Below are 26,669 nucleotides of genomic sequence, written 5' to 3'. Positions count from 1 at the left end.
CGGGTGTGGAACGGGTCTCGTCGGAATGAACTTGTTAAACGATTTTAATTCTATGCTTTTTCTGGATACTTCACAAAACATGATTAATCAAATAAAGCAAAAAATTACTGATTTTAATATTCATAATGCAGATACAATATGCTTTGATTTTGAAAAGGAAGGTCTATCGGATTTGCATGCTGACTATATTTTTATGGCTCAGGTTCTGCTCCATATTCATGATGTTGAATTCGTTTTATCCAGATTATTTGATGTTCTAAATGAAGGAGGACATTTATTAATCGTAGATTTTAATAAAAATGAAAAAGTAGTTTCAGATATAGTTCATAACGGATTTAGTCAAGAAGAGCTGACTGACATTATGACTAAAATAGGATACAGAGATATTCAGTCCAAAACTTTTTTTAACGGAAGTAAAATATTCATGGGACATGATGCATCTATGTTTATTCTTGATTCTAAAAAATAAACTTTTATGCAGAAATGATCCCGTTAGTAGATTTGAGACTATTGAGTAGCGGCAAGTTTTTTTGGAAATAATGAGTTAAAAGGAGAGATGGAAATGCCCTATATCGTTGATTTTAATAATGTGTCTACGGTTGGTTTAGAGTCTTCACCTGTAGTAGAAGCGCTTGCTGGTTTGCGTGCTAATGAAGCCCGTTACTTTATGAACAAATACAAGCATGAATTTACGGTTGTGCCAGCTAGTGAAAGTCAGGAGACCCTTGATTATGTGAACCTAGTTTTGAAAGAGCGTGATATTGAGTTTGCGGCCAAACCTTTAGAAACGTCACGTTTTCAAGTTGAAAATATTAAATTTGCTTATGTCTTTTATGAGGATGGTCTTGAGGTCAACGTCATGTATACGGTTGATGATACTAAGAAGCGGGCCGTTGGTTTTAAGCTTTCTGAGGGGATGGAGGTACCAAAGGAGCTAGAAGGGAAGTTTAAGTTTGCTAGGCAGAAGTCAAAACTAGCTGGAACAATTCGGGGTTCGTTTTTTGTAATTAAAGGAGAATATTAAAGTAAGCAAAAGTGCAATTGGAGAAATCCATCCACTTTTTCTATTTGTAAAAAAGATGCGAGATCAAAGAAAGGGCTATCCCGCAAAATGATGGTCCTAAATCTTGCCGTTACAAACAGCACGGAGATCCGTATTATAAGCAGGGACGAATTTTTTCCAAGGAAAGGATTGGGCGATCTTCCGCATTTCAACCCTGATCTCGATTTCGATGAAGGACCTGCTTCGGTAAGAGAACTACGGACACAGCTTAGGGAGGCAAATGATGTACTTTTATGTACATCTGAATATGGGAATGGCGTGCCCGGTGTGTTAAAAAATGCCTCGGATTTGAATGCTGGGATTGTAGAAAGAGGGAGCTATTTAATATTTTTCTTTAGTAACAGTAGACGTTCCAATCCCACTGCTCATTTTTTTGAATAGCAAGATGGCAAGAAGTAATGCAACGCTTACAGCAGCCAGACCTACCCAATTTAAATTCAGAACAGAGGTACGGCTGATGACAAGGCCGCCTAATCCAGATCCTAGCGCAAAACCAAATTGGATGAAGGAAGTATTTACGCTCAGGGCAATGTCTGGATTTCGAGGTACCAGAGTGACCAAAAATAGCTGCTGAGCAGGGGAAATACTCCAGGTTGCTAACATAAAGATCATTAAAACCAAGATTAATACAATGATATTGACACCAGCTACAGTGAATAAAAGGAGCATTACTCCCTGTAACAGGAGTCCAATACAAATTGTGAATTTCGATCCCTTTGTATCTGCCAATTGTCCACCCACTTTGGATCCGATAAAGCTGCAAATTCCCGCTAGGAATAAAACACCGCTAATTTCGGTTATGGAAAGAGAGGATGCGGCTTGCAAGAAAGGTGTAATATAAGTAAAGAGCGTAGAGTAACCACCAATATAAAATAAAGTAATAGCCAAGGCAGTTACAATTTTTGAATCCTTTAAAATAGAGAGCTGCATCCTGAGGGTAACAGCTTCTTCTTCTCTGATTGCAGGAACCTTTTTATAGATGATAAACAATGGAAGAACGCTTATTATACCGATCAAAATAAACAAAACTCTCCATCCAAACATCTCGCTAAAAAATGTACCAGCTGGAACACCCAGAACTAACGAACTACTGAGCCCCATCAAAATAATACCGATGGCATTGCCCCTTCTTTCTTTTTCGACGAGTCGTGTCGCTACTGCCATGGCTACTACGGTAGCGATTCCTCCGCTAACCCCTTGAATAATTCGTACCCATAGTAATGTTTCGTAAGAAAGGTTTACAAGCATAAGTCCGTTGCTGGTAATAAACACACTGAGGGCAGCCATCAGTAGCTTCTTGCGATCCATATTTATTGTTAATGCAATCAGAATCGGAGCAACAATGGCCGCTGCGAGAGCAAATACAGTCACCAGTAAACCAGCTTCGGAAGTAGATACTCTCAAGTCCATGGCGATCATTTCAATGACTCCTGTAATAATGTATTCAATGGTTCCGATTAGAAAAACAGCAAGTGCTAGGACATATATAATCAATTTATTTTTCAATTTAATCCGCTCCTCCTCAGTTTCATTCAAGCAAGAAACTTTTTAGACTTTTATCTATAAATACGGAATCTGGTTCATGCTGTCCAATGCCTGCGCAATGCCCCCACTTGGATTCAATCGGGAGGAAGAATGCATTTGGCATATGTGATGCTTCAACTTTGTTATCCTGGGGAGGGAAGAAAAGGTCTGTACTTCCCGGCATAACCAAGGCCCGTGCTGTTATCCTGCTTAATGCAAGGTCAAAATCGCCGTTATACGTCGGATTAGCGCTAATGTCACCTGTAATTCCGGTACGTAACATGGTGATCAGGTCATTAGCGTCAAAGGTCAAAAATACTTGATCCCAGTAATCGACGAGATATTCCTCCAGTGTGTGGTAGCCCTCTTGCTGATAGAGCTGCTCTAGATAATAAGCCTGAGAGAACCCCCAAGCTGCGTAGACTCGACCCATGGCTGCCAATCCCGTTTTGGGTTTCTGCGTGTAGAAGCCATTTTTCCAAGCAGAATCAGCCTGAAGAGCAGCGATCATTCCTTCAAATACAACCTTTGCATGTGGCCGGGTCATGGCAGTCCCGCCGAATGGAGCGATTCGTTGTACCATATCAGGATAACTTGCCCCCCACTGAAAGGTCTGTACAGCCCCTAGTGACCAACCTACAACGAGGGCGATTTCTTCAATACCAAACTTTTGATTCACCAGTTGATGCTGCAGTCGCACATTATCATAAATCGAAATCAGCGGGAAATTTGCTTGATGATAAGGTGGTGGCGTATTGCTTGGCGAGGAGGAGAGTCCATTGCCCAACATATTGGGGACGATGATAAAATATTTTTCTGGATCCAGTGCCTTGCCAGGTCCGATTAACCATTCGTTATCAGTATGCAAGCCGGCAAACCAGGTGGGATAGACAATCACATTATTTTTGGCTGCATTTAGCATGCCGTATGTTTTGTAGGCGAGAATGGCATTTGGCAGAGTGTCACCGGATTGCAGCAGAACATCTCCTAATTCATAAATTTCATAATCCCTCATATAAAAAACTCCTTTTCATAGCTAAAAGTATGAACTACCTTCCTTGTCATCACTCTACGATGCTGCTATTGTTAAGTCAAAGAAACGTTTATAAAGAGAACGTTCATTTTTTTTGAATTAAGGAGCGGAACTCCATGGAATTGCGCCAATTAAAAACCTTTTATACGCTTGCTTCCACACTCAACTTTACCCGAGCTGCCGAAGTGCAGAACTATGTCCCTTCCACGGTTACGATGCAAATGAAGGCCTTAGAGGAAGAATTGGGTGTCAAGCTGGTGGACAGATTGGGTAAAAATGTGACTTTGACCGATGCAGGGAGAACGTTCCTGCGCTATGCAGATAACATATTGAGTGTGGTTGAAGAAGCACAGCATGCCGTCAAGCAATCCGGCGAATTGACGGGTACGGTAATCATAAGTGCCGATGAAACGTTGTGTACGTACCGGCTGCCGGCTGTATTGCGCCAGTTTCGTTTGAGCTATCCAGGGGTTCGGTTAATGTTCCGACCGCTGCCTAATTCGAACCTCAAACAGAGCTTGCGTGAAGGGGACGCTGACATTATTTTTACGCTGGATGAGGACAAGGGCGAGACCGGATTTTGCGGTGAAAAAATGCTGGATGAGCCCTTTTATCTATTGGTATCACCGGATCATCCTTTGGCAGCACATCCTGCATTGGCCATTGAAGATTTTCATGGCGAGACCTTTTTGTTGACGGAGAAGGGATGCTCCTATCGCACTTTTTTTGATCGAAGTCTGTCACAGAAGGGCATGGGGGGAATTACCGAATTGGAGTTTTACAGTGCTGAGGCTATTAAACAATGTGCGAAAATAGGAATGGGCATTGCCATACTGCCTGAAATGGCCGTAATCGGAGAAGTGAATCGGGGAGAACTGGTTCCGTTGCCTTGGGATCTGACCGCCACATCGTTTGCAACGCAAATGTTTTGGCATGAAGAGAAGTGGATCTCGCCTGCAATCGAAGCCTTTTTGAGCTTGACCAGAGAAACATTTTTGAAAAATAACACCTAAAGAGATTTCGCGCACAGGTGTGCAATTAGAATGATACTTTATCCGACATGGGGGTCGTAAAGGGTACGCCGGACAGTTTATTCAAACCGAACGCTAATGCGACTATCGCGGTGAACTGAGTAGACAGTTAGGAATAAGCCCCTTACTGTATATACTCAGGAATTCAAGTTGGAAATTGTAAAAATGTACTTGGCAGAGGAAAAAAACCTATCAACTATCCAAAAATCTGAATCTGGAGGGGCTTTTTAAAGGTCCCTTAAATATTACGGGTTTTGTACTCGTTTAGGCACTCATTTGAAGTGGCGTTGAACTTCTTACAGGGGATAATGAACATCGAGTTAACGTCTTTAAAAATGCACTCAAAAGAGTGAAAATAATTACAGACTAGTTTAAAGTTAGTCTGTACATGTATGGTAAATGAAGTGGGTGTATACCCACAATGAAAAAGCACTTAAATATGTTCTACCTAGTTGTCTAAAAAACATGAAGATAGGGAGAATACTGCATTGCACGGCTGGATAAGGTGCTGTCAGAAGCGTTGAAGAAATTGGTTACTGACGTCTCGTTGAACGGACAGTATATCCAGAAATACCGCCTAAAGTCTGTTATAAGATCATGGAATATGGAATGACACTGAGTTCGATCTTTGAAGTGTTGCATGAATGGGGAAAAGAACACAATAACCAGTCGAACTAACGGTACGGTTAGTTTTGCTTCCAACGTTTGGAGCAGACTAATGCCCCGGTGACGGCGAGCCCATCAAGCAATTTTGGGCGTGCACATGCCCCATTCGCACAAGCAGCCCGCCCGCCCCTGGCGTAAACTGAATTATAATCAGTGAGCGAGGTGAACTTCCATGGCACAGTCGAAAGAGATGCGCGCACGGGCTAAGAAGCTTCAGGGCCGTCCGGTCTGCGTCACCCTGCACAGCGGAGAGACTTACGTCGGCTACATCACCGACGTTAATTGCGGTGGGTTGGTACTTGCCAGCCCTGGAGCCCCCCCACGCGCTTCTTCCGGGAAGCAAGGCTCCCGATCTCCCAAACGCAGAGCCGGTTCGCCAGCCCCGGGCGTCCGTCTCGGCAACCGGAGAAGCGGCGCGCGCAAACCGTCCGTCCGTTCGCGCTCCCGCAAACCGGACGCCAAGGTGTCGGCATTCCTGCCGATGATGGGCTCGTTGCTCGGCGGCCTGGGCGGCGCCAGTGCGGGCGCAGGTGCGCTCGGCGGTGCGCTCGGTGGCGGCCTGCGGCTGTTCGGCATGATCCAGAAATTTGTTCCGGTCGTGAAGATGGGCTACGGCATGATCAAGTCCATTCGTCCGTTCTTCGGCGCCGTTCAAGGCTTGATGACCCCGGCCGCGCCGGATAACGAATAATCGTATATCTGTCAAAGGGGGCTATTCGCGATAGGTGCGGACGCATATTCTGCGCGGATCAAGGGGGCGTCTCCAGCTTCTCGTGAAATTAAAGTTGACCATTGACCATTTTCGAGTTTGTTAACGCCTAAATTGAAAACACTGACCGTAACTGTCAGTGTTTTTTTTGTATGCTGGTATTGCTTAAAGCCAATAATGAAATAGAGGGATGAAAAATGTTTACTAGGATTGAAGATTTTGCGTTAGAGTGGACTGGCGAGGCAGAACTAACCGCTAGTGTGCTGGATTTGCTCACGGATGCTTCTTTGGGACAGGAGGTTATCGAAGGTCGGCGTACGCTTGGACAAATCGCGTGGCATTTGGTACATTCATTGCATTATATGACGAACCTGGGGCTCGTATTCGATGCTCTCTCTGGAGGAGAAGAGGCACCGGCTTCTGCCGTATTAATAGCATCGGAGTATCGGCGGATCAGCAACGATCTGCTGCATGCGGTTCGTACGCAGTGGAATGATGGAACTTTGTTCGAATCGGTCGTAATAAACAAGGAAGCTTGGCTGATTGGAAGCTCTCTTCGTTATTCGATCATGCACCAATCGCATCATCGCGGACAGATGACCGTTCTCATGCGTCAGGCTGGCCTTCAATTGCCGAATATCTATGGCCCTACTTACGAGACCTGGATCGAAAAAGGGGTAACACCTTTAGCCTAAAAAATCTTTACAATGAAAGTATTGAAGGAGTAAAAGTTTAAAACGAGAAACTGGCTCAGGGAGTGAAGTGCGGCATGTCCAAAGCGGATAATATGCTATCCATTCTATGGTTGCTTCGTTCAGGGAAGCGGGTGACGGCGCAACAGCTTGCGGATGATTTGGAGATTCATGTCCGCACCGTTTACAGATGCATCGATTCACTGTGCGCAAGCGGTGCCCCGATTATAGCCGATTCCGGTCCGAACGGCGGTTACCGGCTGCTCGGCGAGTTCGTCAGTTCCCCGCTGCTCTTCGATTCCGAAGAGCAGAAGGCGCTAGTGCATGCGTCGGTCTTCGCCCGGGAAGCAGGTTATCCCTTCACAGATGCGCTCGTCCGAGCAGTAGATAAGCTGAAGCGATACACCAATGAAGAGCAACTTGAATGGATCAACAGACACAGCGACGGGCTCGCCGTCATCCACCCTCCCACGGACGCGCGCGAGCTTGAGCTGCTCAAACATCTAGAGGAGGCCGCAGCGCGGGGAGAGTCGCTGGACATGGTCTATGCCAAAGGACCGGAGCTGGCCCGTACCAACCGAGTCCTCAATCCCTACGGCATCGTGCATTGGAAAGGGATTTGGTACGTTGTCGGATTTTGCTGTTTGCGGCAAGAGATCCGGAGCTTTCGCGTGGATCGAATAGTCCATTTGGAAGCAACGGGGACACGCTTCGAACGTCCATCCTCCTTCTCCGCAAGGGATTTCCTTTTGCGCTCTTTGCTCCCGGATTCGCTCGATGCCGAGACTTTGGTCACGGTAAGGCTAAAGGGGCATGAACACGCGCTTAACGAGCTATGCAGACATTGGCTATTCGGGCATGCGTTAAGCGAGCGCAGGAGACCCGACGAAGCTCTCTTTAAGATCGGGGAACCGTCTTTGAAGACGTACGTGCCTTACTTTCTTCTCCCATATGGGAAGTCTTTTGAAATACTTGAGCCCCTCATGCTGATCGAAAGAATGGCGGAGGTAAGCCTGGAAATGTGGAAGCACTACGAAGCGATGCCATTTAAAACGGCTAATAAGAAAGGATGAAAAAAGAGATGGACAAGTTCACTATGTATGGTAAGTTGACGGCTCACCCCGGGAAGCGAGAGGAACTCATATCATTATTGCTGGAGGCTTCCCGGAGCCTGAACGATATGGAGGGCTGCGAGCTCTATATTATCAATGAATCTGTGGACGATCCTGACACGGTTTGGGTCACGGAGCTGTGGCGCGATGCCCAAGTTCATGCCGACTCTCTCAAGAATGAGCAAGTGGTGGCAGTCATTCGGCGTGCAAATCCTCTAATCGCGGGCGTAGAGCCGATACGACTACGTCCCGTAGGCGGCAAGGGATTGGGCGTATAACGTGAAATCTCATGCTCACTAAAGAAACAAGGCCATCCTAACAGTCCGTAAATTTGTCTTGACTCTCTTTTAGACCAACGAAGCGACGACGTTTACGGATGTGAAGGCTGGTGACGGGTACAGACAGCGTAGGTTCACGCCATTTTGGCAATGGTACTCATAGCTCATTTGATGGAGGCTGCTGTTGGCGTAGCAGCCAGTTCCCATATAGAACAACTTGAACGTGGAAAGAGTTAGTAGTAATTATCAGTATTATGAATATCGCTCTTTTTTCCGATAATCTATTTAGATAGTTGTTTGGATAGGAACTCAAAGCTCACCGAGCATTTTGTGATTCAAGTAATACCTTACATATCGGGGCGGAGGAGATTTAAAGTGGATAACAAGAAACAAGAATGGCAAAATTCTTATAAAAACGGGGAAAATCACGTTTTTTATCCCCATGAAGAAGTGATACGTTTTTTTGCGAAATATATTACAAAACGAGTGGGACTCCAAGATTACAAGACCATCCACACTCACCAAGCACAACCAAGATTCCTAGATGTAGGTTGTGGTATAGGCAGACATATTATTTTCAGCAAGCAGATGGGTTTGGATTCCTACGGGATTGACTTGTCGGATGAAGCGGTAATGAAAGCTCGTGAATGGGCTTCAAGCGCTGGCATTGATCATATAGAAAGTAAAATTGTAGCAGGCAGTATTACCGAGATGCCTTGGAACGATGGTTTTTTTCAATTTGCGGGCAGTAACGGTGTATTCGATAGCATGAACTTCGAAATTGCTAAAGAGGGTATACGAGAGACTGCAAGGGTGTTAGAAAAAGAGGGGTTATTTTATTGTGATTTAATCTCTGGAGATGATTCGAACCATTCGAGGGAATTCACTGGCGAAGAAATTTGCGGTACAGGGCACGAACAAGGAACTGTGCAAATGTATTACAATTACTCAAAAATTTTGGACCTGATTGGCAGCAACTTTACTATTGAAGAGATTGTGATGATTCGTAATGAAAATATATTAACAGGAATTTTCCATTCCAGGTATCATTTGGTGCTAAGAAAACGGATGAATTCAGGAGGCTAAATCCATAGGTGGCCGAGAATTGAGCTGTGGGTCCTGTGTTTTGAGTTATACGAGTTAAGGGAAGGTGTACCCCACGCCTTCCTTTTTTTATGAGAAAAAGGAGTACCCTATTGGGAAGATGGCTATGATTCTGGACATGCAGTCTTTTCGTTGCTGTTTCAGACAGCGCGGTGAACCATATTATAAATAATGGAAAATTTTTGGTATAATATTCTGGGAGGGAGAAAAACATGCACACGATAGAGAGCTTAATGAAGCAGTTAGAGCAGCTGGGCATTGACAGCAAAGGGACGTTGTTGGTCCATTCTTCGATGAAAAGTATGGGGCTGGTCGAGGGTGGTGCGGACACAGTCTTGGATGCGTTTACAGAGTATATGAAGGATGGGCTGCTGGTGTTACCTACCCATACGTGGTCCTACATCAATGCGGATAATCCGAGATTTTACGTGGATCAGTCAGCTTGCTGCGTTGGTATCCTACCTGAACTTTTTCGCAAACGGCCTGGCGTGGTGCGTTCGTTACACCCCACCCATTCGGTGGCAGCATTAGGTCGGGATTCCATAGCTTTCACCAACGACGATCATCGTTATGATACACCATGCGCAAGAGGCTCCGCCTGGGGGAAGCTGCTCGATCGAAAGGCGACCATCTTGTTGGTTGGGGTCGATTTAAAACGCAACACATTTATCCATGGAGTTGAAGAATGGGTGGACATCCAGGGCAGGTTAACGGATGAGCATGAGATGCTTTACACGGTTCTACCTGATGGAACGGAAATCCCTGTACCTTCCCGCAGACATTGCGGGTTGTCGTGGTCGGAGCATTTTTGGAAAGTAGATGAGGTCCTTGAACGTAAAGGTGCGATGTATAAGGGAGAGCTTGGCGATGCGGTTGTAAGGGTTTGTGATGCGGCTATGGTGGCGGAAGTCATCACGGAAATGCTCAAGGACAATCCGGATTTGTTCTCGGATAATCTTCCCTTGGATCATTAATATGGATTATGAAAGGGCCGTCCGGTAACGGATGGCCCTAAAAACTTGCCGTTACAGACAACGTGGTGAACCGTATCATAAGTGATAGTAGAGCGAAATATTGCGATATAAGGTGTGTTTTTGATTAAAGTACTGACTTCCTCAGTGGGATGCTAAGTTCTACAGTGCAGATGATAGTTTACCTTATAGAGTAAAACAAGATATATAGAGCTTCTTTCAGTTAGAATTGGTTGGTTTGTATGATAGCTGGACTGTGGGGAACTAAAGGTGCTCCCGGCATTAATCCAAGATTGGATAAAGGCTGACCAATTAGATTACAAAAAACTCTGGGTTCCTTGGTGCAGGTACCCAGAGTTTTGCTTTGTTGATCGTATGCAGGGAGCCGTGCGGCCCCACTCTTCGGTCATCAATCGGCTTCCGATCTCTCCGCAAACATTGTCATGACTTGGATTAATTATCTTTGGAGTGTCGTTCCCCCACTTGGTACTCATTCGCATGTTCAAACATATATTTCACCGTTACGGGATCTTGGCCCGTCAGCTTCTTGAAGTCGTCCGTAAATATATCCATTTTCCCTAAGCGAATTGCTTGTCCAAAGGTAACCATACCTTCAGAAGAGAAGGGGGCTTCGGAATCTTCTGCAAATTTGCCATCCGTTGTTCTGGGAACTCCCATGGCATCAAATACGCCGTAATTTTCTTCATCCGTGATATGCTTGTAGGTTACATGATGACCCGTTACTTCATTTCCAATCTCGATAAAGTCGGACATTGTTATTAATTCAGGACCATTTATATTTAATATCGCCTCATGATAATTGCTTGCTGCTAATGCATAAGCGACAGCTTTTGCACAATCTTTCCGTGAGATATAGGCCATCTTGCCGTCACCCTGGTTATTTTTCAACACGCCGTCCGACTTCACAAAGGTGAAGTAATTGGTAACCATGGCTTCCGCATATTGCGAATTACGCAGGAAAATATAATCTAACCCGACACTTTTGATATAATCCTCCGTATACACATGGTCCAGTTTTTCAACACTTGGATTGGATTCATCAGCCGCGTTAACCAATGAAGTATAGATGATTTGTTTTACTCCAGCTTCTTTCGCCGCATCGACCACGTTTTTGTGTGCATTTTGGCGTTTTATCCCTACAAAAGGCATGGAGATTAAAGCAAGCTTATCTGCATTAGCAAAAGCTTTTGCAAGACCGTCTATTTTATTGAAATTGGTCACATGCGTTTCAATGCCTTGTTCTGCATACTCTTGTAAAGATGCTGGATCATATGCGCAAAAAATAATTTGGTCTTTTTCCACTATTTTCAATAAATATTCAGCCGCTTGTCTGCCCAGATTGCCATCCACACCCGTTAATAATAACTTACCCATGTTTGTCGTCACTCCTTGCTGAAATGATCTATACTTATATATTATGTGAAAAAAATAACAATGTATAACACAAAAAACTTATGGACTATTGCTAAAACGAATTTTGTATTTGCCGTAGGAATGAGTATAATGCCGGATTTGAATTATTTTTTAAGTAGCCGATTTCGATTTTAAAAGTATGGTTTGAATCATGTATAGGAATGAGTCGGACCTCTTCTTTCAGGTCAGCAAGATCATAGTTATCTGGAAAAAAGCCAATTAAATTCTCCGTAATGATATAAAACAGCTCTGTTTCGACATCATCTGCGGTTCGAAGGATGCTTGGCTGGTAACCATCTTCCATGGTATGTTGAATCATTAAATAATAGGAGTCTCCAATAACCATTGGATTCAGCATAACAAGCGGATGCTCATATAATTGATCCTTTGAGATGGATTCAAAACAGAAGAGAGGATGTTGTTTACTTACAGCCGCGCAGTATCGTCCGCTATATAATGTATGGGTTAGGATTTCTTCTTTCCCTTGAAACTCTGAGTCAAAGGCCACGGCCACGTCATATATTCCTTTTTGCAGATACTCAGCGATATCCTTTAGCAATACTTTATTTAATTCAAGTTTAATCTTTGGATGATTTTCTTTAAATGAAGGAATGAGTTTTAACAAGCTTTGGATATCTGTGATCGCAGCATATTCGATGCTCAATAGTTGGGTATTATTTTTCTGGAAATTTTCCATGCTTGTTTTCATATGATTATATTGCTTCCAGAGCACGACGGCCTCTGCATAAAACAGCCATCCCGCTTTTGTGGGCTCAATCGGAATTTGTTTTCTGTCAATTAACTGAATGTTGAACTCATTCTCAAGTGCGGCAATTTGTTGGCTAATTGTAGTCTGCGATACAAAATTTTTCTTTGCTGTTTCTGTAAAGTTTCTACATTCAACGAGATCTATAAAATATTTTACCCTTTTTAGATTCATGTGTACCTCCAATTGTATGAAATTTATTATACCTTACGTTCCCGCCATAAATTCAAGCCAGTATACCCTAATGTTAATGGCAAACCGGCGGTTCATAATTTGGAGGTAATTAGTACAAGATAGTCGCCAAAATTATCACTATCATGAGGAATAATTTCATAGGGAAAATCGTAGATGGAACACATTATAATCCATCATTAGTATATCACGCTTACAGGTTCTTAGACACACCAAGCAGACCTGCAAAAGCGGAATCAGTAAGGATGTTCCATTCAGATTAAGGCTCGGTTTTATATTCTTGGAGCCCTGTGGACAACTTATCACTTTTTTTTCCATATTCAAATGGTTTATAATTATCAGATAATAGTCGATATAATTTTTAATAGACTATATTTTAGTTATAATAGAGATAGAAAAGGTATGTTCCTGAGTGGAGCCTTGCTTCTTGTATCACCTAAGCAGGAGGGCCTGCTCTTTTTTGCAAAATAAGAGATAAGGAAGGTTTTTATGAGTAGCATACAGAGAAAAACAGACGTTATCTTAATTGGTGCCGGAGTCATGAGTGCGACTCTGGGATCATTGCTGAAAGAGTTAGCACCGGAATGGGAAATTAAAGTGTTTGAGAAACTCGCAAACGCAGGAGAAGAAAGCTCTAACGAATGGAATAATGCGGGTACGGGTCATGCTGCACTGTGTGAGTTGAACTATACATCCGAAAAAGCTGACGGATCTATAGATATTAGTAAAGCTGTAAACATTAATGAGCAGTTTCAGCTCTCAAGACAATTTTGGTCTTTTCTTGTAAACAGCAATTTGATTCGTAATCCGCAGGACTTTATCAAGCCAATACCTCATATGAGTTTGGTAATAGGGGAACAAGACGTATCTTTTTTGAATAAGCGATTTAAAGCGCTATCAAACGTTCCTCTGTTCCAAGGAATGGAATTTTCTGATGACCCTGAAAAGCTGAAGGAATGGATTCCGCTGATCATGGAAGGCCGTACATCGAGTGAACCGATCGCGGCAACCAAAATCGACTCCGGAACAGATGTCAACTTTGGTGCTTTAACACGCATGTTGTTTGATCATTTACAAAGTAAAAACGTCGAGATCAAATACAAGCATAGTATTAAGAATATTAAACGTACGAGCGACGGTTCGTGGGAAGTCAAAGTGCATAATCTTGAAAGCGGTAAAATCGAATACCATACTGCCAAATTTATCTTTATCGGTGGTGGTGGCGGAAGTCTGCCTTTACTACAAAGAACCGGTATTCCTGAGTCCAAATATATTGGAGGATTCCCGGTAAGTGGACTGTTTATGGTGTGTAACAATCCTAAAGTTGTCGAGCAGCATCATGCAAAAGTATACGGTAAAGCTAAGCTTGGTGCTCCTCCCATGTCTGTTCCGCATCTGGATACAAGATACATCGGCAGCAAAAAAGCACTGTTGTTTGGACCGTTTGCCGGCTTCTCACCAAAGTTTTTGAAAACGGGTTCAAATTTGGATTTGATCTGTTCTGTCAAACCCAATAACCTCTTCACGATGTTGGCGGCAGGCGCAAAAGAGATGGCATTGACCAAATACCTGATCCAGCAAGTGATGTTATCGAATGAAAAGCGTCTGGAAGAATTACGCGAGTTTATTCCGAACGCCAAAATCGAGGACTGGGAGATCGTGATAGCGGGCCAACGTGTGCAGGTGATCAAAGATACGGAGGTCGGTAAAGGAACCCTTCAATTTGGTACGGAAGTGGTTAGTGCCGCTGATGGCTCGGTAGCTGCATTGCTCGGTGCTTCTCCGGGTGCTTCTACTGCTGTTAACGTTATGCTGGAAGTATTAGAAAGATGTTTCCCACAACATATGAAAGAGTGGGAACCGAAGATAAAAGAAATGATTCCTTCTTATGGTGTGTCACTAGCAGAAAACCCGGAGCTTTTCCAGGAAATTCATGCTTCCACAACACAGGCGCTTGGTTTGGGCGAAAAAGAACCGCTTCATCGTTAATTTTGGATGTAGAAACAAAGATATCTCGGGCTTGTATTCCTTTCTTTAGAAGCAGTTCGTTGATGGATTGACTCTCGGGGAGGCCTGAGCGAAAACAACTAAAAGCATTGCAGACATTATTGATATATCCTTTTTACCGTACTTTTACCTTTCCTTTGGTATCCTAAACTTATTATTCTACGTTCGGCGGTGAAACTAGGTGAACATTCTTCTTGCTGAAGATGATAAAAAACTGGGGAAATTGGTGAAGTACATGCTGGAGAAGAAAGGCGGTTACCATGTCGATTGGGTAGAAACCGGTGAGGATGCATTGGATTATGCCGGAGGCTCATCCTATGACGTACTGATTTTGGATTGGATGATGCCCCTTACGGATGGAATTGAAGTTTGTAAGAGCTTACGAGCTGCGAACTATGGCCAGGCCATCCTCCTGTTAACTGCGAAAGATGCATTACAGGACAAAATACTCGGATTGGATGCCGGAGCTGATGACTATCTGACGAAGCCCTTTGAGATGGACGAATTACTCGCTCGCCTCCGCTCGCTCACACGGCGAAATTTCGCACCCATTCAAACGGATGTTGTGACGTTCGGGGAATTTACGTTAAATCGGACGTCTCATCAATTGTCCAAAAATGGGGAGGAGATCCTCCTCAGTCAACGGGAGTATCAACTGCTCGATTTATTTCTTCAAAACATCGGCAATGTTCTGACGAGGGAAGTCATTCTGGATCGTGTATGGGGGATCGGCAGTGAGGTATCCTATAAGAATGTGGATGTCACAGTTAAAATGCTTCGGTACAAATTGGAGACTGCGAAAGGGGAACCGATGATCCACAGCGTCAGGGGGGTAGGCTACCGCTTTGAAAAATAAACGTGTGAAAAAGATAGACTTGTTTGTTCAAACGCAAAAAAAATTAACTTTCACCTATACCTGGCTGATCATCCTCTTCTTGGTGTTGTTTTCTATGATTGTTTCCGTGTTCTTTGTAGGGATGGTGTATCGGGAGCAAAGCCAAACTCTCCTGTCAACTTTGTATGCGACGGAGAATGGAAGCGTGGTGATTCCTGATCTGTCCAACTCCCGTGATGAGGATTTGTATTTTTTTTATATAGTGGATACCGATGGTAACGTGGTAGCGGGTAGTGAAGCCTTTCCGCAAAACGATAACGTCAATCTGGAGAAGATTGAAATGTGGCATCCACATCGGGATGAGTTTCGATTGGTATGGCTGCCGGAGCACGATAACCACCGTGACGCCAAAAAATCCAGGGAAAGGGAAAGGCTGCTTTTTGTAGGGGCGCGTCCGTCTATGACGGATGACGGGAGAACGGCCGCCATCTATGCGGCGAAAGATGTGACCTTTTACTTTGAGGTGTTTCAAAATCTTCTCGTTGTGTTTCTCTTTATTCTCATTCTCTTTTTTATCGCTGCCGTATGGTTAAGCTATTCCATGTCCAAGAAAGCAATGATTCCGATACAACGGGCGTATAGGCAGCAGCAGCAATTTTTAGCCGATGCGTCACACGAGCTTCGAACGCCCCTTAGTATTATGAATACGTCTTTGGATGTCATCGAGCTGGAGAACGGGGAAGACTTCTCTTCCTACACCAGGGAAGTAGTGTCGGATATGAAAGAAGAAGTAGGGCGGATGAGCCGAATGGTTCAGCACTTGCTGATGTTGGCCCGTTCCGACTCAGGCTCGGTCGAATTTGAGATGGTTTCTTTTGACTTGGTACCGAAGGTCCGCCAATGGGTGCTGGCTTTTGAAGCCGTCGCACACAAGAAACAGATCACAATCAAGACCCAACTGCCTGGGGAGATGGCGGTTACAGGAGATATCGAGCGCATCAAGCAACTGGTGTATATTCTCTTGGACAATGCCATCAAGTACACGCCAGAGAACGGGATAGTCGACGTTGCCATAGGCAGCAATCCCAAACAATGGTGTCTATCCATTCGGGATACAGGCATCGGGATTCTGGAGGAAGAAAAGCAACGGATTTTCGACCGGTTTTATCGGGCGGAGGAACATCGTTCGCGTGAGGAAGGAAGTGCAGGGCTTGGTTTATCGATTGCGAAGTGGATTGTGGAAGCACATCAGGGATCGATCGAAGTCGAGAGTTTTCTTGGTGAAGGAAGTACCTTTATTGTGAAGTTCCCCCATGTATAGAATGTTGTGCCCTTTCTCTGTACAAGTAGAGAAAAGGGTATTTTTTTGTCCATTTACCGTACTTTTACTTTTCGAGGCTATAGTGAGATATGTCAAGAAGATAAACGTAACGAAAGGATGGATGGAGCATGAGATCCGGTAAACCTTGGATCAAGAAAGTACTTCTCATCGCCGTGATAATCGCCATTGTCGGAGCCGGAGTGAACTGGGTTGCAGGGATGGACAGGTCCAACTATAAGCAGGCATTCGATCAGGCGAAACAAAATGCCGAACAGTACATTTCGGGAAGCGGTGAAAAAGTTTCGGTTGGACCCAAGGACCATCATGAAAGAGAGATGAGCGAAGGGGGTCAACACCACCATGAATGGGATGCCGGAATGGCCGTAGGCGGAACCATTCTCGCTGCCGGATTGCTATACTGGACCATCAAGAGAAGAAAGAGATCCAGCAGAAATACTGCAGCGAATGCAACAACTCCTGTGATCCCTTCCACTTCCGATTTCTTAGATCAATGGGAAAACAATCAAATCAATACAAAGGAGTCGAATTAACATGGGTATCTTAAGACGGGTAAAAGATGTATTTTTAGCTGAGACGAATGGGCTTTTGGATAAGTGTGAACAACCCCTCAACATGGTCAATCAATACATTCGTGAGTTCGGACAAGAGCTTGCGAAAGGACAGAGGGCTTTGGCAAATCAATTGTTTATTGAAAAAAGACAAGTTGCTCTTATTGCCGAGACCGAAGCAACCATTGAAAAAAGAGAACGCCAGGCTAAGCTTGCCGTGGAGCAAGGTGAGGATCATATTGCGAAGCTGGCGTTGCAGGAAAAGCTACTGCAAGAGAAAAAACTGGCTGCCTACCGTGCGCAGTATGCAACGATTCAGGAGCAAACCAAGACATTGGAAGAAAGAATCGACCAACTTCTCGTACAATCTGAAGAATTCAATCATCGCCGACTTCTGTTGATTTCTCGGGCAAATGTCGCCAGTTCCCTTAAGGAGATGAACCAGAGCGCAGTTTCTTTTCAAACGGATAATGTAACAAAAGGGTTTGCTCGTGTGGAAGAAAAAGTATTGATGATGGAAGCAGAGGTGGAGGCGATGGCTCATTTCTCTTCACCAGCCAAGCGTTCCGCTCCTCAATATTTGGATCCAAGTCTTACGGTTGATATCGAAAAAGCCTTGGACGAACTAAAACAACAAGCATAAGAATAGACTGTATTGACTTGGCTCTTGGTGTCCAAGCAAATGTTTCGGCGCAAACATATCAATCTCGGTCTTGGAAATGTTTGCCGACGTCAAACCGTAATCTAATTTGCAAACCATTCATGCCTCCGCAAGATGGTCATGTCATCTGCGGGGCTATTTTATTTCAACATGAGCTATGAGTCTGCGTACTCCTTTGCTTTCGAGCATCGTGTAAAAGACATTCCCCGTGTATTCCATCGGTTGTCGTACGCTTACTGCCAGCGGCCCTAACAGCCTTATTGTAATGTCGATCAAGTACCCGCCAGAGTGCTCCCGTCCCTATATACTGATGTGATTTTTAAGGTCAAATGATATGTTTTAATACAGTAACCTGCTATTAATATGTGTACTATCTGCGATGGTAAAGTGAAGAATCGGCAGGTGTTGAATTGCCTTAAATTTTACAGGGGAATCGTATCATAGGTAGTAGCAGTTAAAATTGAACTCATTCCGAATTACTTAAGCAGTGTAAGTGTCACCGCTATCGTGTTATCAATAAATGATCGCTCTGGACGAGACTTCATCATTACGGTCAGTCCAATTAACGATACGATTAGCGCCTGTGATACAGCCTTCGCATCTAGCCCGATCTCAAGCTCACCTGATTGTATTCCTCGTTCAATGGTTTCTTGAAATATGACCGATAGGTACATTTGATGTTCCCTTGTAAGAATTTCAAATTTCTCATCATGAGGCGCAAGTTCGACCATTGTATTGATGCAAAAGCATCCTTTTCTAGGGTCTCCTGTATATTCCTCATCGACCACACCTTCAAAAAAAGTGCGAAATGCCTCTTTTACAGATGGGTTGATTTGAAGTCTGGTTCGAACCAGAGAAGCACGGGTCATCATGTATTTGCGTAGCGCGACTTCGAACAATTCTTTTTTGCCCCCAAAAGCTGAGTATATACTGGGGCGTTGAATTTCCATTCTGGAAGTTAAATCACTTAATGAGGTAGCCTCATATCCCTTCTCCCAAAATAGTTGCATAGCTGCATCTAATACTTTTTCTTCGTCAAATTCGCGGGTTCGTCCCATAATCAATACCTCTCGTTACTCTTGATTTTATTCTTAATTCAATGACTCTGATCATGTGCAATTGTCAGCGGTCTTTATTTGCGTACCAATTAGTATGTTATTATCTTATAATTAGCCGTTTATATTGTCAAATGCAGTTTGGTTTATCTCGACAAGGGGAGATCAATATTAAGATGAATCAAAGTTATTGTACTATAGTTATTGACAGTATTCTTTTTGATGAGTTATATTTACTGGGAATTATATCTTACTGATCGGTATGATATTTTACCGCTATTTAATTGGCATACAAAGAAAGCTATTAGAATAGGAGAGATTGACCATGGAGATAGGTATTACTTCGTTTGTAGAAACGAAACCGGACGTTCAGACAGGTGAAGTGATGAGTCACGCACAGCGATTGCGCGAAGTTGTCGAGGAAATTGTCCTTGCTGATCAAGTGGGACTTGATGTGTTTGGCGTAGGTGAGCATCATCGGAAGGATTATTCGGCATCTTCACCAGCAGTTGTGCTGTCTGCGGCTGCATCGCAGACGAAACGGATTCGGCTGACCAGTGCAGTGACGGTGCTTTCTTCAGCTGATCCGGTGCGCGTTTTTCAGGATTTTGCTACGCTGGACGGCATTTCAAATGGACGTGCGGAGATTATGGCGGGCCGGGGCTCCTTTATTGAATCTTTTCCACTGTTTGGCTATGACTTGGACGACTACGATGAGCTGTTTGAACAACATTTGGAATTGCTCCTTAAGATACGGGAGTCCGAAAAAGTAACCTGGAAGGGCGGGCATCGGCCAGCGATTAACAATTTGGGCGTGTATCCAAGGCCGGTTCAGAATCCTTTACCGATATGGGTTGGCAGTGGGGGCAGACAGGATTCTGCTATCCGAGCAGGTCTGTTAGGACTGCCATTGATGCTGGCGATCATTGGTGGAAACCCGACGAATTTTGCACCGCTCGTGCAGCTTTATAAGAAAGCAGCAGCACACGCTGGTCATGATGAATCGCAGCTTAAGGTTGGGTCGCACTCGATAGGATTTGTCGGAGAGAATACTGAACGAGCTGCAGATACATATTTCCCTTCTACGATGGCAGGTATGAATAGATTAGGCAAGGAGCGGGGCTGGGCGCATTACGATCGTTCTAGCTACGATGCCGCGCGCAGCTTTGAAGGTGCACTGTATGTCGGCGATCCGGAGACTGTTGCCCAGAAGATCATCCACCTTCGCAAAAATGTAGGCGTTACACGCTTCATGCTGTATGTTCCGTTAAGCACGATGCCGCATGCCGAGGTGATGAGAGCCATTGAGCTGCTAGGAACAGAGGTAGCACCCCGAGTCCGGGAGGAAATAACCAAGTGGGAAGCTGAGACGGGAAAAAGATCATAATTCAAATATAGGAGTGATTCGAATGGATTTTGAAAGTCGGGTATTACCAGAATTAAGGACTATATTAGCACAATTTCCTGGTTTTCAACTGGAAGAAAATTTAGCATTGAGCAGAAGCTATTTGTCGAGTCCTCCCATTGAGAAATCGGAGCACGTACATACGACAAGCCGGATGATTCCAAGCGTAGCAGGCGAAATATTGGTCAAAATCTACGAACCTGTCCAGCGCACTGACGCTAAGCTTCCGGCCATGCTGTGGATTCACGGGGGAGGCTATGTGATGGGGCATCCTGATATGGACGACGCTTTGTGCGAACGCTTCGTGCAGGCGGCTAAATGTGTCGTCGTATCGGTCGATTATCGACTTGCTCCGGAGCACCCCTACCCAGCTGCCATCGATGACTGTTATGCCGGCTTGACGTGGATGACGGGCGAAGCTGAGCTGCTGGGCATCGACTTGGATCGGATCGCGATTGCTGGTGCAAGCGGGGGCGGCGGTCTGACCGCAGCGCTTGCTTTAATGGTTCGCGACAAAGGCGGGCCAGCCCTCGTCTTCCAAATGCCGCTGTATCCGATGATCGACGACCGCAATATTACGGCGTCAAGCCGTGAAATTACGGCCGATAACGCAACATGGAACCGGACGAACAATTTGGCGGCCTGGAACATGTACTTGGGTGATCGTACCGAAGACAGCGAGATGTCCCCATATGCGGTGCCGTCGAGAGCGGAAAGCTTGGCGGGGCTGCCGCCGACCTATACGTGCGTAGGCCAGCTCGATCTGTTCCGAGATGAGACGATCGAATATGTGGCACGTCTTGCTCAAGCGGATGTAGACGTCGAATTTCATCTGTATCCCGGCACATTCCACAGCTTTGAAGGGATGGTTCCGCAAGCGGAAGTAAGCCAGCGCGCCAGCCAAAGTTATGTGGACGCCGTTGCAAGAGCGCTTAATCCTTAAATAATCCAGGGGGCTGTCTCCAAAGGTCTGAAACGACTTGGGAGATAGCTCCTTTGTAATACACAGTTCAGGATTTTGCAAATTCCTCAGTTATCAAAGATGGTAGGGAATGAAAGGCACCTTTTCCGTAGAAAATTAATACAATGAAGCATGACATTAGCCCAGAAAGGTGTGTGATTATGGACGGAACGATCCTTAATTTCTATGCCAGCGGCAATACGGCTGAAGGATTTGCCAACCTGTATAATTCGTCACTTCAAGGATTAACACGTTTGTTTGTCTTAAAAGGAGGCCCTGGTACGGGGAAATCAAGGCTTATTCGAGAAATTGGAGAGCATATGGCACAGCAAGGCTATGAGATATGGATTCTCCATTGCGCAGCGGATAACGATTCGTTGGACGGAGTAATTATACCCAAGTTAAAAGCAGGAATCGTGGATGGAACGGCACCACATGTCATTGAGCCCGAACTGCCTGAGACAGTCATCGTACACGTGGATGTAGAGCAGGCAGCCGATAGGCTTCAGTTGAATCTGCAGAAGCAAGAAATAGACAGCTTGACCGAACAGATCACGCAAGCACATAACCAAGCCTATTCTGGCTTTGCCGAAGCACTCCGTATTCACGACGAATGGGAAACCATATATATAGCCAGCATGAATTTCCAATTAGCTGATGAACTGACCCAGGAGTATATTGAACTTCTCTATGGTGATCGGAAACTGGAGAGAGTAAGTCGGGTAGACCGTCGTTTTCTAGGTGCGACTACGCCGAAGGGGGCTGTTGATTACGTCCCTAATCTGACTGCGGGCTTAAAGAGGTATCTGGTTAAAGGCCGCGCCGGATCCGGTAAATCTACTCTGTTAAAGAAATTAGCGGATGAAGGAATACAACGTGGCTTTGATATCGAAATCTACCATTGTGGCTTCGATCCGAACAGTCTCGATATGATTATCGTGCGAGAGCTTGGGTTTGCTATTTTCGACAGCACGGCACCGCATGAGTACGAGCCCGTCCACGCCACCGATGAAATCGTCGATATGTATTCGCGATGTATACAGCCCGGCACAGATGAAGCGCATTCGGATGCTATTGCCGACATTAAAGAGCGATACTCTAAAGCCATGAAGCAATCCATACAGCATCTGACACAAGCTAAGTCCTTACGGGATGAGCTAAAGGAAATCTATGCGGCGACGATGGATGTCCACCTTGTAGATCAGATAATATCCCGGATAGAACAGGAAATTGGGGGATAGCTGGCAGTCATGAGCAGGAACAACTGACCTCCATAAATAAAAGGGCTAGAGGAAAGGTACGTCTATAGCGCCTTTCTTCTAGCCCCTCTTTTTTACCGTGTAATCTCTACTTATTCCCCTTGCGTACCTTTAACAGTTTACCTTTTACGGTCGTATTCTTCATAATCTCCAGCACAAGTGGGCCCTTACCATTCAGAATCTCAACATCGGTTACATGATCAAAAATCGTAATGATCCCGATATCGTCTGCGGTTACCCCGTCAAGCTTAGCGATGGTTCCCACAAAGTCTACGGCTCTAAATTTCTTCTTCTTGCCGCCATTGAAGTTAAGCTTCATAATCTGTTGGTTTAATTGCTCACGCTTGTCTTTTTTAAGTACAGTTCTGACATGCAGCCTCTGCTCAAAATCTTCTCTACGGCGATCTACAGCCTCTTCTGAGGGTGCCTTTACTTTCGGAATTGAGAATCCAATGTATGCTTCAATATCGGCTAATCGTCGGTCATCCTTAGGCGTAACCAGGGTAATGGCTTTCCCCGTCTTCCCTGCACGTCCCGTACGTCCTGTACGATGAACATAGCTTTCCTTCTCAAGGGGAATATCATAGTTTATGACATGGGTGATATTCGTGATATCAATACCTCTAGCAGCTACATCAGTCGCAATCAAGTAACGAAATTGTCCTCTTCTGAACGCATTCATCACCTCGAAACGCTCCTCCTGCTCCATCCCCCCATGAATACGATCACACGGATACTCGAGATCAGCCAAGGCTCTGAATAATGTATCTACATTCTCCTGCGTACGACAGAAAATAATGCAGCTCTCAGGATTCTCAACAATGAGCAGATTTTGAAGTAATACCAGCTTGTCCGCCTCTGCCACCTGAATCAAAGAGTGATCAATTGTAGCTGTCGTTATACCGGCTGCTTTTATTTCAATTTCAACAGGATCGTTCATATACTTGTGTGACAGTTTGGCTACATCTTCAGGAAAAGTAGCGGAGAATAACATCGTAACCCTGTCATCAGGCAGAGCCTGAATGATCGACTGAACTTGCTCGATAAAGCCCATATTCAGCATTTCGTCAGCCTCATCAATCACGAGATAGGCAATCCGATCTAACGATAGCGTGCCTCGTTCAATATGGTCCAGTACACGTCCTGGCGTACCTACAGCCATATGTGTTCTTTGTTTTAACTCGGCCTTTTGTATATGAAAAGGATGTTTCCCATAAAGGGGCATTGCTTTTATCCGCTTAAAGCGTCCAATATTCGTGATGTCTTCGGTGACCTGTAATGCGAGTTCACGGGTTGGCGTCAGGATTAAAGCTTGGGGTTTATTCTCATTCCAATCTACTAACTCGCAAAGTGGAATACCATATGCCGCTGTTTTGCCGCTACCTGTTTGCGATTTGGCGACAAGATCCTTCTTCTCAAGTGCAACTGGAATGACTTCCGTCTGAATTTCGGTGGGCATCTCATAACCCAAGCTATTCAGCGCTCGCACAATTTCTTCACTTAATGGGTAATCTGTGAAATGCTTTTGACTCATTTTCAACCTCTTCTGCGCTGTATTTGGAATACCTATACATATAGAATGTCATCGTGTATCTAACTTATACTTATATAGTATACTCTATATCCAGATTCACTCTAATACATATCGAATATTCCCCAATCTTGCCGTACAGACTGCAAAAGCAATTTTTCGCTTAGATTTAATCGAAACGATGTATAGCAAAGAATCGCAGATGTTTGGCTGTCCCGCAATGATGTAAAGTTTTTCGAGCTAAATCTTTATTTTCACAGGTAGCAGAAAATAATCACTCATTCTTATAATTATAAATGTAAGCGTTTTATTTTAAGAGGAGAGGTATTAAAAACTATACCTATGAGGAGGAGATTTTATGTTGAGGCTTAAAGTAGGCAAATTGGTGAGCAGTTTGGCGTTGGCAGGTGTGTTGTTATCGTCTGTTCTGGTGAATCAGGCTGATGCTGGTCTGGCGAAGGGAAGCAAATTCCTCGGGAATGTCATTGCCGGCAGTGTCCCTCCTAGTTACGGAACGTACTGGAATCAGGTGACGCCGGAGAATTCAACCAAGTGGGGCTCGGTTGAAGGCAGCCGTAACAATATGAACTGGTCGCAGGCGGATACGGCTTACAATTATGCCCGTAATAATGGCTTCCCATTCAAGTTTCACACCTTGGTATGGGGTGCCCAGGAGCCAGGATGGATTGGCGGATTGTCGGCTGCTGATCAGAAGGCGGAAGTGACCCAGTGGATTCAAGCTGCCGGTCAGCGCTATCCGAATGCGGCGTTTGTAGATGTGGTGAATGAGCCACTGCATCAGAAGCCGTCCTTCCGCAATGCCATTGGTGGTGACGGGTCGACCGGATGGGATTGGGTAATATGGTCGTTCCAACAGGCCAGACAAGCTTTTCCAAATGCCAAGCTACTTATAAATGAATATGGAATTATCAACGATCCTTCATTAACCGACCAATACGTTAATATTATTAATCAGCTCAAGAGTAGAGGCTTAATTGACGGAATTGGCATTCAATGCCACCAGTTCAGTATGGACACCGTCTCAGTTAACACGATGAACACTGTACTGAACAAGCTATCGGCAACAGGATTGCCAATCTATGTGTCGGAGCTGGATATGACCGGCGACGACAACACCCAGCTTGCCAGATACAAGGAGAAATTCCCGGTATTATGGCAGCATTCTTCGGTGAAGGGCGTTACGCTCTGGGGATACATCCAGGGGCAAACCTGGATATCGAATACGCATCTGCTGAACTCGAACGGCTCGGAACGTCCTGCGCTCCAATGGCTGAGACAATATCTGGGCAGCTAATGCCAATGGCGGTGCTAAAAACCCCGGATGTGGGAGTTTTGCCAAATGTCTGGGCTGGGTAGATGTTTATTTGACGAAGTCTTGGCTGAAATGTTATACGCCCAAGGCTTCTTTTTATTTAGCTTAAACGTAACGTATCAAAACCTAATCCAACTCAATTAGGCTTACATACCCAATCCATCACTTTAACCCACTTGAAATAAAACCGTCTGGACGGTATAATAAAAGGGGGGTGATCAATATGAATACAACTAAAAAAGCATTAAAAAGAGAATTAATTCTTAAAGCGGCCTCGATGATTGTGCACGAAGAAGGAGTAGAGAAATTAACGTTAGAAGCGGTGGCTAAGAAAGCGGGAATAAGTAAAGGAGGATTGCTTTACCATTTTCCTAATAAAGATGAATTGATTCTGGGAATGGTTGAACAACTATCGACCAGCTTTGTCACCGAATTTAATGAGAGAGCAGAAAACGATATGCATTCCCAAGGAAGATGGACTCGTGCTTATATGAATACATCATTTTCTGGCGATCGGAATGCAAGTGACCTGTATACCGCTCTCTCAGCAGCACAGTTTACGAACCCTCAAATGCTAAAGTTACTTCAGGATGAGTATGAGAATATCCAAAATAAAATTGAAAACGACGAATTGGATCCCGTTCATTCCACGATAGTCCGATTAGCTGTAGACGGTTTGTGGTTTGCCGAAATGTTTGGGCTTGCTCCTCCCAATGAGGAAATGAGGCAAAAAATGATGAAAGAACTGAAGACATATATAAAGGAGAATGAATAATGGCTTATCTTTTCTTGGCAATCTCTATTGTTGGTGAGCTTATTGGAACTTCAATGCTTAAAGCTTCAGAAGGCTTTACCAGACTGTACCCGACTTTATTTACATTTGTCGCGTTTTTTATTTCCTTCTTTTTTCTCTCTTTAGTTCTCAAAACGCTCCCTCTAAATATGACTTATGCAATCTGGTCAGGTGTAGGAGCTGTTGCTACAACGCTGATTTCAGTATTGATTTGGAAAGAAAAAATCAATGCAGGAAGTATCGTAGGCATTTCTTTAATTGTTATTGGCGTGGTGGTGCTGAACATGTTTGGTGCAGGACATGGTGAGGCAAAAGGTACAACAGAAGCAACGAGTTCAATCGTTCAAAAATGAGATGAAATAGC

At 44.5% G+C, this 26,669-nt stretch carries 27 protein-coding genes and 2 pseudogenes; 23 read left to right on the top strand and 6 right to left on the bottom strand.

The window, feature by feature from the left end; genetic code table 11:
- The 3 genes from ACWXW9_RS04770 to ACWXW9_RS04760 all read left to right on the top strand — a co-directional run.
- On the top strand, positions 1 to 469 hold a 469-nt coding region (locus ACWXW9_RS04770), incomplete at its 5' end, for a class I SAM-dependent methyltransferase (RefSeq protein ID WP_494928505.1).
- A gap of 93 nt (positions 470 to 562) precedes the next feature.
- Positions 563 to 1,024 carry a DUF8821 family protein gene (locus ACWXW9_RS04765; RefSeq protein WP_494928504.1) on the top strand — a complete coding sequence of 154 codons (462 nt, stop codon included), beginning with the start codon at positions 563 to 565 and terminating at the stop codon, positions 1,022 to 1,024.
- An 87-nt stretch (positions 1,025 to 1,111) separates the two neighbouring features.
- Positions 1,112 to 1,444, top strand: a complete 333-nt coding sequence (locus ACWXW9_RS04760) for an NADPH-dependent FMN reductase (RefSeq protein WP_494928503.1) — start codon at positions 1,112 to 1,114, stop codon at positions 1,442 to 1,444.
- Here ACWXW9_RS04760 and ACWXW9_RS04755 read toward each other — a convergent pair.
- Positions 1,385 to 2,569, bottom strand: a complete 1,185-nt coding sequence (locus ACWXW9_RS04755; RefSeq protein WP_494928502.1) for an MFS transporter — start codon at positions 2,567 to 2,569, stop codon at positions 1,385 to 1,387. The two genes, ACWXW9_RS04760 and ACWXW9_RS04755, sit on opposite strands and share 60 nt — an antisense overlap.
- A 22-nt stretch (positions 2,570 to 2,591) precedes the next feature.
- On the bottom strand, positions 2,592 to 3,602 hold the full coding sequence (locus tag ACWXW9_RS04750) for an alpha/beta fold hydrolase (RefSeq protein ID WP_494928501.1): 1,011 nt from the start codon (positions 3,600 to 3,602) through the stop codon (positions 2,592 to 2,594).
- Positions 3,603 to 3,736: 134 nt separating this feature from the next.
- On the opposite strand from ACWXW9_RS04750, the gene ACWXW9_RS04745 reads away from it, so the two are divergent.
- The 9 genes and pseudogenes from ACWXW9_RS04745 to ACWXW9_RS04705 all read left to right on the top strand — a co-directional run bounded on the left by ACWXW9_RS04745 (position 3,737) and on the right by ACWXW9_RS04705 (position 10,186).
- Positions 3,737 to 4,633 carry a LysR family transcriptional regulator gene (locus tag ACWXW9_RS04745; protein ID WP_494928500.1) on the top strand — a complete coding sequence of 299 codons (897 nt, stop codon included), beginning with the start codon at positions 3,737 to 3,739 and terminating at the stop codon, positions 4,631 to 4,633.
- Between the two features lie 41 nt (positions 4,634 to 4,674).
- Positions 4,675 to 4,752: pseudogene (locus tag ACWXW9_RS04740) on the top strand (S-layer homology domain-containing protein); the annotation flags it as partial.
- A gap of 454 nt (positions 4,753 to 5,206) precedes the next feature.
- Positions 5,207 to 5,329 (top strand): annotated as a pseudogene (locus ACWXW9_RS04735) (winged helix-turn-helix transcriptional regulator); the annotation flags it as partial.
- Positions 5,330 to 5,489: 160 nt separating this feature from the next.
- Positions 5,490 to 6,008 carry a hypothetical protein gene (locus ACWXW9_RS04730; protein WP_494928499.1) on the top strand — a complete coding sequence of 173 codons (519 nt, stop codon included), beginning with the start codon at positions 5,490 to 5,492 and terminating at the stop codon, positions 6,006 to 6,008.
- A gap of 215 nt (positions 6,009 to 6,223) precedes the next feature.
- Positions 6,224 to 6,721 (top strand): DinB family protein, encoded by a 498-nt coding sequence (locus ACWXW9_RS04725; RefSeq protein WP_494928498.1) that lies wholly within the window; start codon positions 6,224 to 6,226, stop codon positions 6,719 to 6,721.
- A 74-nt stretch (positions 6,722 to 6,795) separates the two neighbouring features.
- Positions 6,796 to 7,791, top strand: a complete 996-nt coding sequence (locus ACWXW9_RS04720; RefSeq protein WP_494928497.1) for a helix-turn-helix transcriptional regulator — start codon at positions 6,796 to 6,798, stop codon at positions 7,789 to 7,791.
- 8 nt (positions 7,792 to 7,799) lie between these two features.
- Positions 7,800 to 8,108, top strand: coding sequence for a putative quinol monooxygenase (locus ACWXW9_RS04715; protein ID WP_494928496.1), 309 nt, complete (start codon positions 7,800 to 7,802; stop codon positions 8,106 to 8,108).
- A gap of 375 nt (positions 8,109 to 8,483) precedes the next feature.
- Positions 8,484 to 9,194: a class I SAM-dependent methyltransferase gene (locus ACWXW9_RS04710; protein ID WP_494928495.1), complete on the top strand. Its 711-nt coding sequence runs from the start codon at positions 8,484 to 8,486 to the stop codon at positions 9,192 to 9,194.
- A gap of 230 nt (positions 9,195 to 9,424) precedes the next feature.
- Positions 9,425 to 10,186, top strand: coding sequence for an AAC(3) family N-acetyltransferase (locus tag ACWXW9_RS04705; protein ID WP_494928494.1), 762 nt, complete (start codon positions 9,425 to 9,427; stop codon positions 10,184 to 10,186).
- A 450-nt stretch (positions 10,187 to 10,636) separates the two neighbouring features.
- Here the strand turns inward: ACWXW9_RS04705 and ACWXW9_RS04700 are convergent, their stop codons facing one another.
- Together ACWXW9_RS04700 and ACWXW9_RS04695 are read right to left on the bottom strand one after the other, a co-directional pair.
- A complete protein-coding gene (locus tag ACWXW9_RS04700) occupies positions 10,637 to 11,578 on the bottom strand; it encodes an NAD(P)H-binding protein (protein WP_494928493.1) in 942 nt (313 codons plus the stop codon).
- Between the two features lie 91 nt (positions 11,579 to 11,669).
- On the bottom strand, positions 11,670 to 12,557 hold the full coding sequence (locus ACWXW9_RS04695) for a LysR family transcriptional regulator (protein WP_494928492.1): 888 nt from the start codon (positions 12,555 to 12,557) through the stop codon (positions 11,670 to 11,672).
- A gap of 507 nt (positions 12,558 to 13,064) precedes the next feature.
- On the opposite strand from ACWXW9_RS04695, the gene ACWXW9_RS04690 reads away from it, so the two are divergent.
- The 5 genes from ACWXW9_RS04690 to ACWXW9_RS04670 all read left to right on the top strand — a co-directional run bounded on the left by ACWXW9_RS04690 (position 13,065) and on the right by ACWXW9_RS04670 (position 17,950).
- Entirely contained in the window at positions 13,065 to 14,564 is a 1,500-nt protein-coding gene (locus ACWXW9_RS04690; RefSeq protein WP_494928491.1) for a malate:quinone oxidoreductase, read from the top strand.
- Positions 14,565 to 14,763: 199 nt separating this feature from the next.
- Positions 14,764 to 15,438 carry a response regulator transcription factor gene (locus ACWXW9_RS04685; RefSeq protein ID WP_494928490.1) on the top strand — a complete coding sequence of 225 codons (675 nt, stop codon included), beginning with the start codon at positions 14,764 to 14,766 and terminating at the stop codon, positions 15,436 to 15,438.
- The gene (locus ACWXW9_RS04680) at positions 15,428 to 16,738 is read left to right on the top strand and encodes a sensor histidine kinase (protein WP_494928489.1); all 1,311 of its coding nucleotides are present in this window, start codon (positions 15,428 to 15,430) and stop codon (positions 16,736 to 16,738) included. The genes ACWXW9_RS04685 and ACWXW9_RS04680 overlap by 11 nt, the downstream gene beginning before the upstream one ends.
- A 128-nt stretch (positions 16,739 to 16,866) precedes the next feature.
- A complete protein-coding gene (locus ACWXW9_RS04675; protein WP_494928488.1) occupies positions 16,867 to 17,289 on the top strand; it encodes a hypothetical protein in 423 nt (140 codons plus the stop codon).
- A gap of 1 nt (position 17,290) precedes the next feature.
- The gene (locus tag ACWXW9_RS04670; protein WP_494928487.1) at positions 17,291 to 17,950 is read left to right on the top strand and encodes a PspA/IM30 family protein; all 660 of its coding nucleotides are present in this window, start codon (positions 17,291 to 17,293) and stop codon (positions 17,948 to 17,950) included.
- Positions 17,951 to 18,444: 494 nt separating this feature from the next.
- On the opposite strand, the gene ACWXW9_RS04665 is transcribed toward ACWXW9_RS04670, so the two are convergent.
- Positions 18,445 to 19,026, bottom strand: coding sequence for a TetR/AcrR family transcriptional regulator (locus ACWXW9_RS04665; protein ID WP_494928486.1), 582 nt, complete (start codon positions 19,024 to 19,026; stop codon positions 18,445 to 18,447).
- A 322-nt stretch (positions 19,027 to 19,348) separates the two neighbouring features.
- On the opposite strand from ACWXW9_RS04665, the gene ACWXW9_RS04660 reads away from it, so the two are divergent.
- The 3 genes from ACWXW9_RS04660 (at position 19,349) to ACWXW9_RS04650 (ending at position 22,630) form a co-directional block, all read left to right on the top strand.
- Entirely contained in the window at positions 19,349 to 20,410 is a 1,062-nt protein-coding gene (locus ACWXW9_RS04660; RefSeq protein ID WP_494928485.1) for an LLM class flavin-dependent oxidoreductase, read from the top strand.
- A 22-nt stretch (positions 20,411 to 20,432) separates the two neighbouring features.
- A complete protein-coding gene (locus tag ACWXW9_RS04655) occupies positions 20,433 to 21,371 on the top strand; it encodes an alpha/beta hydrolase (RefSeq protein ID WP_494928484.1) in 939 nt (312 codons plus the stop codon).
- A 179-nt stretch (positions 21,372 to 21,550) separates the two neighbouring features.
- Positions 21,551 to 22,630 carry a PRK06851 family protein gene (locus ACWXW9_RS04650; protein WP_494928525.1) on the top strand — a complete coding sequence of 360 codons (1,080 nt, stop codon included), beginning with the start codon at positions 21,551 to 21,553 and terminating at the stop codon, positions 22,628 to 22,630.
- Between the two features lie 106 nt (positions 22,631 to 22,736).
- Here ACWXW9_RS04650 and ACWXW9_RS04645 read toward each other — a convergent pair whose 3' ends face one another.
- A complete protein-coding gene (locus ACWXW9_RS04645) occupies positions 22,737 to 24,182 on the bottom strand; it encodes a DEAD/DEAH box helicase (protein ID WP_494928483.1) in 1,446 nt (481 codons plus the stop codon).
- Positions 24,183 to 24,537: 355 nt separating this feature from the next.
- On the opposite strand from ACWXW9_RS04645, the gene ACWXW9_RS04640 reads away from it, so the two are divergent.
- The 3 genes from ACWXW9_RS04640 (at position 24,538) to ACWXW9_RS04630 (ending at position 26,658) form a co-directional block, all read left to right on the top strand.
- Positions 24,538 to 25,494: an endo-1,4-beta-xylanase gene (locus tag ACWXW9_RS04640; RefSeq protein ID WP_494928482.1), complete on the top strand. Its 957-nt coding sequence runs from the start codon at positions 24,538 to 24,540 to the stop codon at positions 25,492 to 25,494.
- Positions 25,495 to 25,735: 241 nt separating this feature from the next.
- Positions 25,736 to 26,287 (top strand): TetR/AcrR family transcriptional regulator, encoded by a 552-nt coding sequence (locus tag ACWXW9_RS04635; protein ID WP_494928481.1) that lies wholly within the window; start codon positions 25,736 to 25,738, stop codon positions 26,285 to 26,287.
- Complete coding sequence (locus tag ACWXW9_RS04630; RefSeq protein WP_494928480.1) at positions 26,287 to 26,658, top strand: DMT family transporter; 372 nt, start codon at positions 26,287 to 26,289, stop codon at positions 26,656 to 26,658. The genes ACWXW9_RS04635 and ACWXW9_RS04630 overlap by 1 nt, the downstream gene beginning before the upstream one ends.
- Positions 26,659 to 26,669 lie beyond the last annotated feature (11 nt).

It is taken from the genome of Paenibacillus sp. LT-B23 (genome assembly GCF_059417685.1).
The sequence above is the reverse complement of the archived record's forward strand: the minus strand, read 5'-3'. Positions and strand labels throughout refer to the sequence as shown.

Coding starts and splice junctions, on each gene's coding strand:
- ACWXW9_RS04765 (WP_494928504.1), top strand. CDS start 563: ATGCCCTATATCGTTGATTTTAATAATGTGTCTACGGTTGGTTTAGAG.
- ACWXW9_RS04760 (WP_494928503.1), top strand. CDS start 1,112: ATGATGGTCCTAAATCTTGCCGTTACAAACAGCACGGAGATCCGTATT.
- ACWXW9_RS04750 (WP_494928501.1), bottom strand. CDS start 3,602: ATGAGGGATTATGAAATTTATGAATTAGGAGATGTTCTGCTGCAATCC.
- ACWXW9_RS04745 (WP_494928500.1), top strand. CDS start 3,737: ATGGAATTGCGCCAATTAAAAACCTTTTATACGCTTGCTTCCACACTC.
- ACWXW9_RS04730 (WP_494928499.1), top strand. CDS start 5,490: ATGGCACAGTCGAAAGAGATGCGCGCACGGGCTAAGAAGCTTCAGGGC.
- ACWXW9_RS04725 (WP_494928498.1), top strand. CDS start 6,224: ATGTTTACTAGGATTGAAGATTTTGCGTTAGAGTGGACTGGCGAGGCA.
- ACWXW9_RS04720 (WP_494928497.1), top strand. CDS start 6,796: ATGTCCAAAGCGGATAATATGCTATCCATTCTATGGTTGCTTCGTTCA.
- ACWXW9_RS04715 (WP_494928496.1), top strand. CDS start 7,800: ATGGACAAGTTCACTATGTATGGTAAGTTGACGGCTCACCCCGGGAAG.
- ACWXW9_RS04705 (WP_494928494.1), top strand. CDS start 9,425: ATGCACACGATAGAGAGCTTAATGAAGCAGTTAGAGCAGCTGGGCATT.
- ACWXW9_RS04700 (WP_494928493.1), bottom strand. CDS start 11,578: ATGGGTAAGTTATTATTAACGGGTGTGGATGGCAATCTGGGCAGACAA.
- ACWXW9_RS04695 (WP_494928492.1), bottom strand. CDS start 12,557: ATGAATCTAAAAAGGGTAAAATATTTTATAGATCTCGTTGAATGTAGA.
- ACWXW9_RS04690 (WP_494928491.1), top strand. CDS start 13,065: ATGAGTAGCATACAGAGAAAAACAGACGTTATCTTAATTGGTGCCGGA.
- ACWXW9_RS04675 (WP_494928488.1), top strand. CDS start 16,867: ATGAGATCCGGTAAACCTTGGATCAAGAAAGTACTTCTCATCGCCGTG.
- ACWXW9_RS04670 (WP_494928487.1), top strand. CDS start 17,291: ATGGGTATCTTAAGACGGGTAAAAGATGTATTTTTAGCTGAGACGAAT.
- ACWXW9_RS04665 (WP_494928486.1), bottom strand. CDS start 19,026: ATGGGACGAACCCGCGAATTTGACGAAGAAAAAGTATTAGATGCAGCT.
- ACWXW9_RS04660 (WP_494928485.1), top strand. CDS start 19,349: ATGGAGATAGGTATTACTTCGTTTGTAGAAACGAAACCGGACGTTCAG.
- ACWXW9_RS04655 (WP_494928484.1), top strand. CDS start 20,433: ATGGATTTTGAAAGTCGGGTATTACCAGAATTAAGGACTATATTAGCA.
- ACWXW9_RS04650 (WP_494928525.1), top strand. CDS start 21,551: ATGGACGGAACGATCCTTAATTTCTATGCCAGCGGCAATACGGCTGAA.
- ACWXW9_RS04645 (WP_494928483.1), bottom strand. CDS start 24,182: ATGAGTCAAAAGCATTTCACAGATTACCCATTAAGTGAAGAAATTGTG.
- ACWXW9_RS04640 (WP_494928482.1), top strand. CDS start 24,538: ATGTTGAGGCTTAAAGTAGGCAAATTGGTGAGCAGTTTGGCGTTGGCA.
- ACWXW9_RS04635 (WP_494928481.1), top strand. CDS start 25,736: ATGAATACAACTAAAAAAGCATTAAAAAGAGAATTAATTCTTAAAGCG.
- ACWXW9_RS04630 (WP_494928480.1), top strand. CDS start 26,287: ATGGCTTATCTTTTCTTGGCAATCTCTATTGTTGGTGAGCTTATTGGA.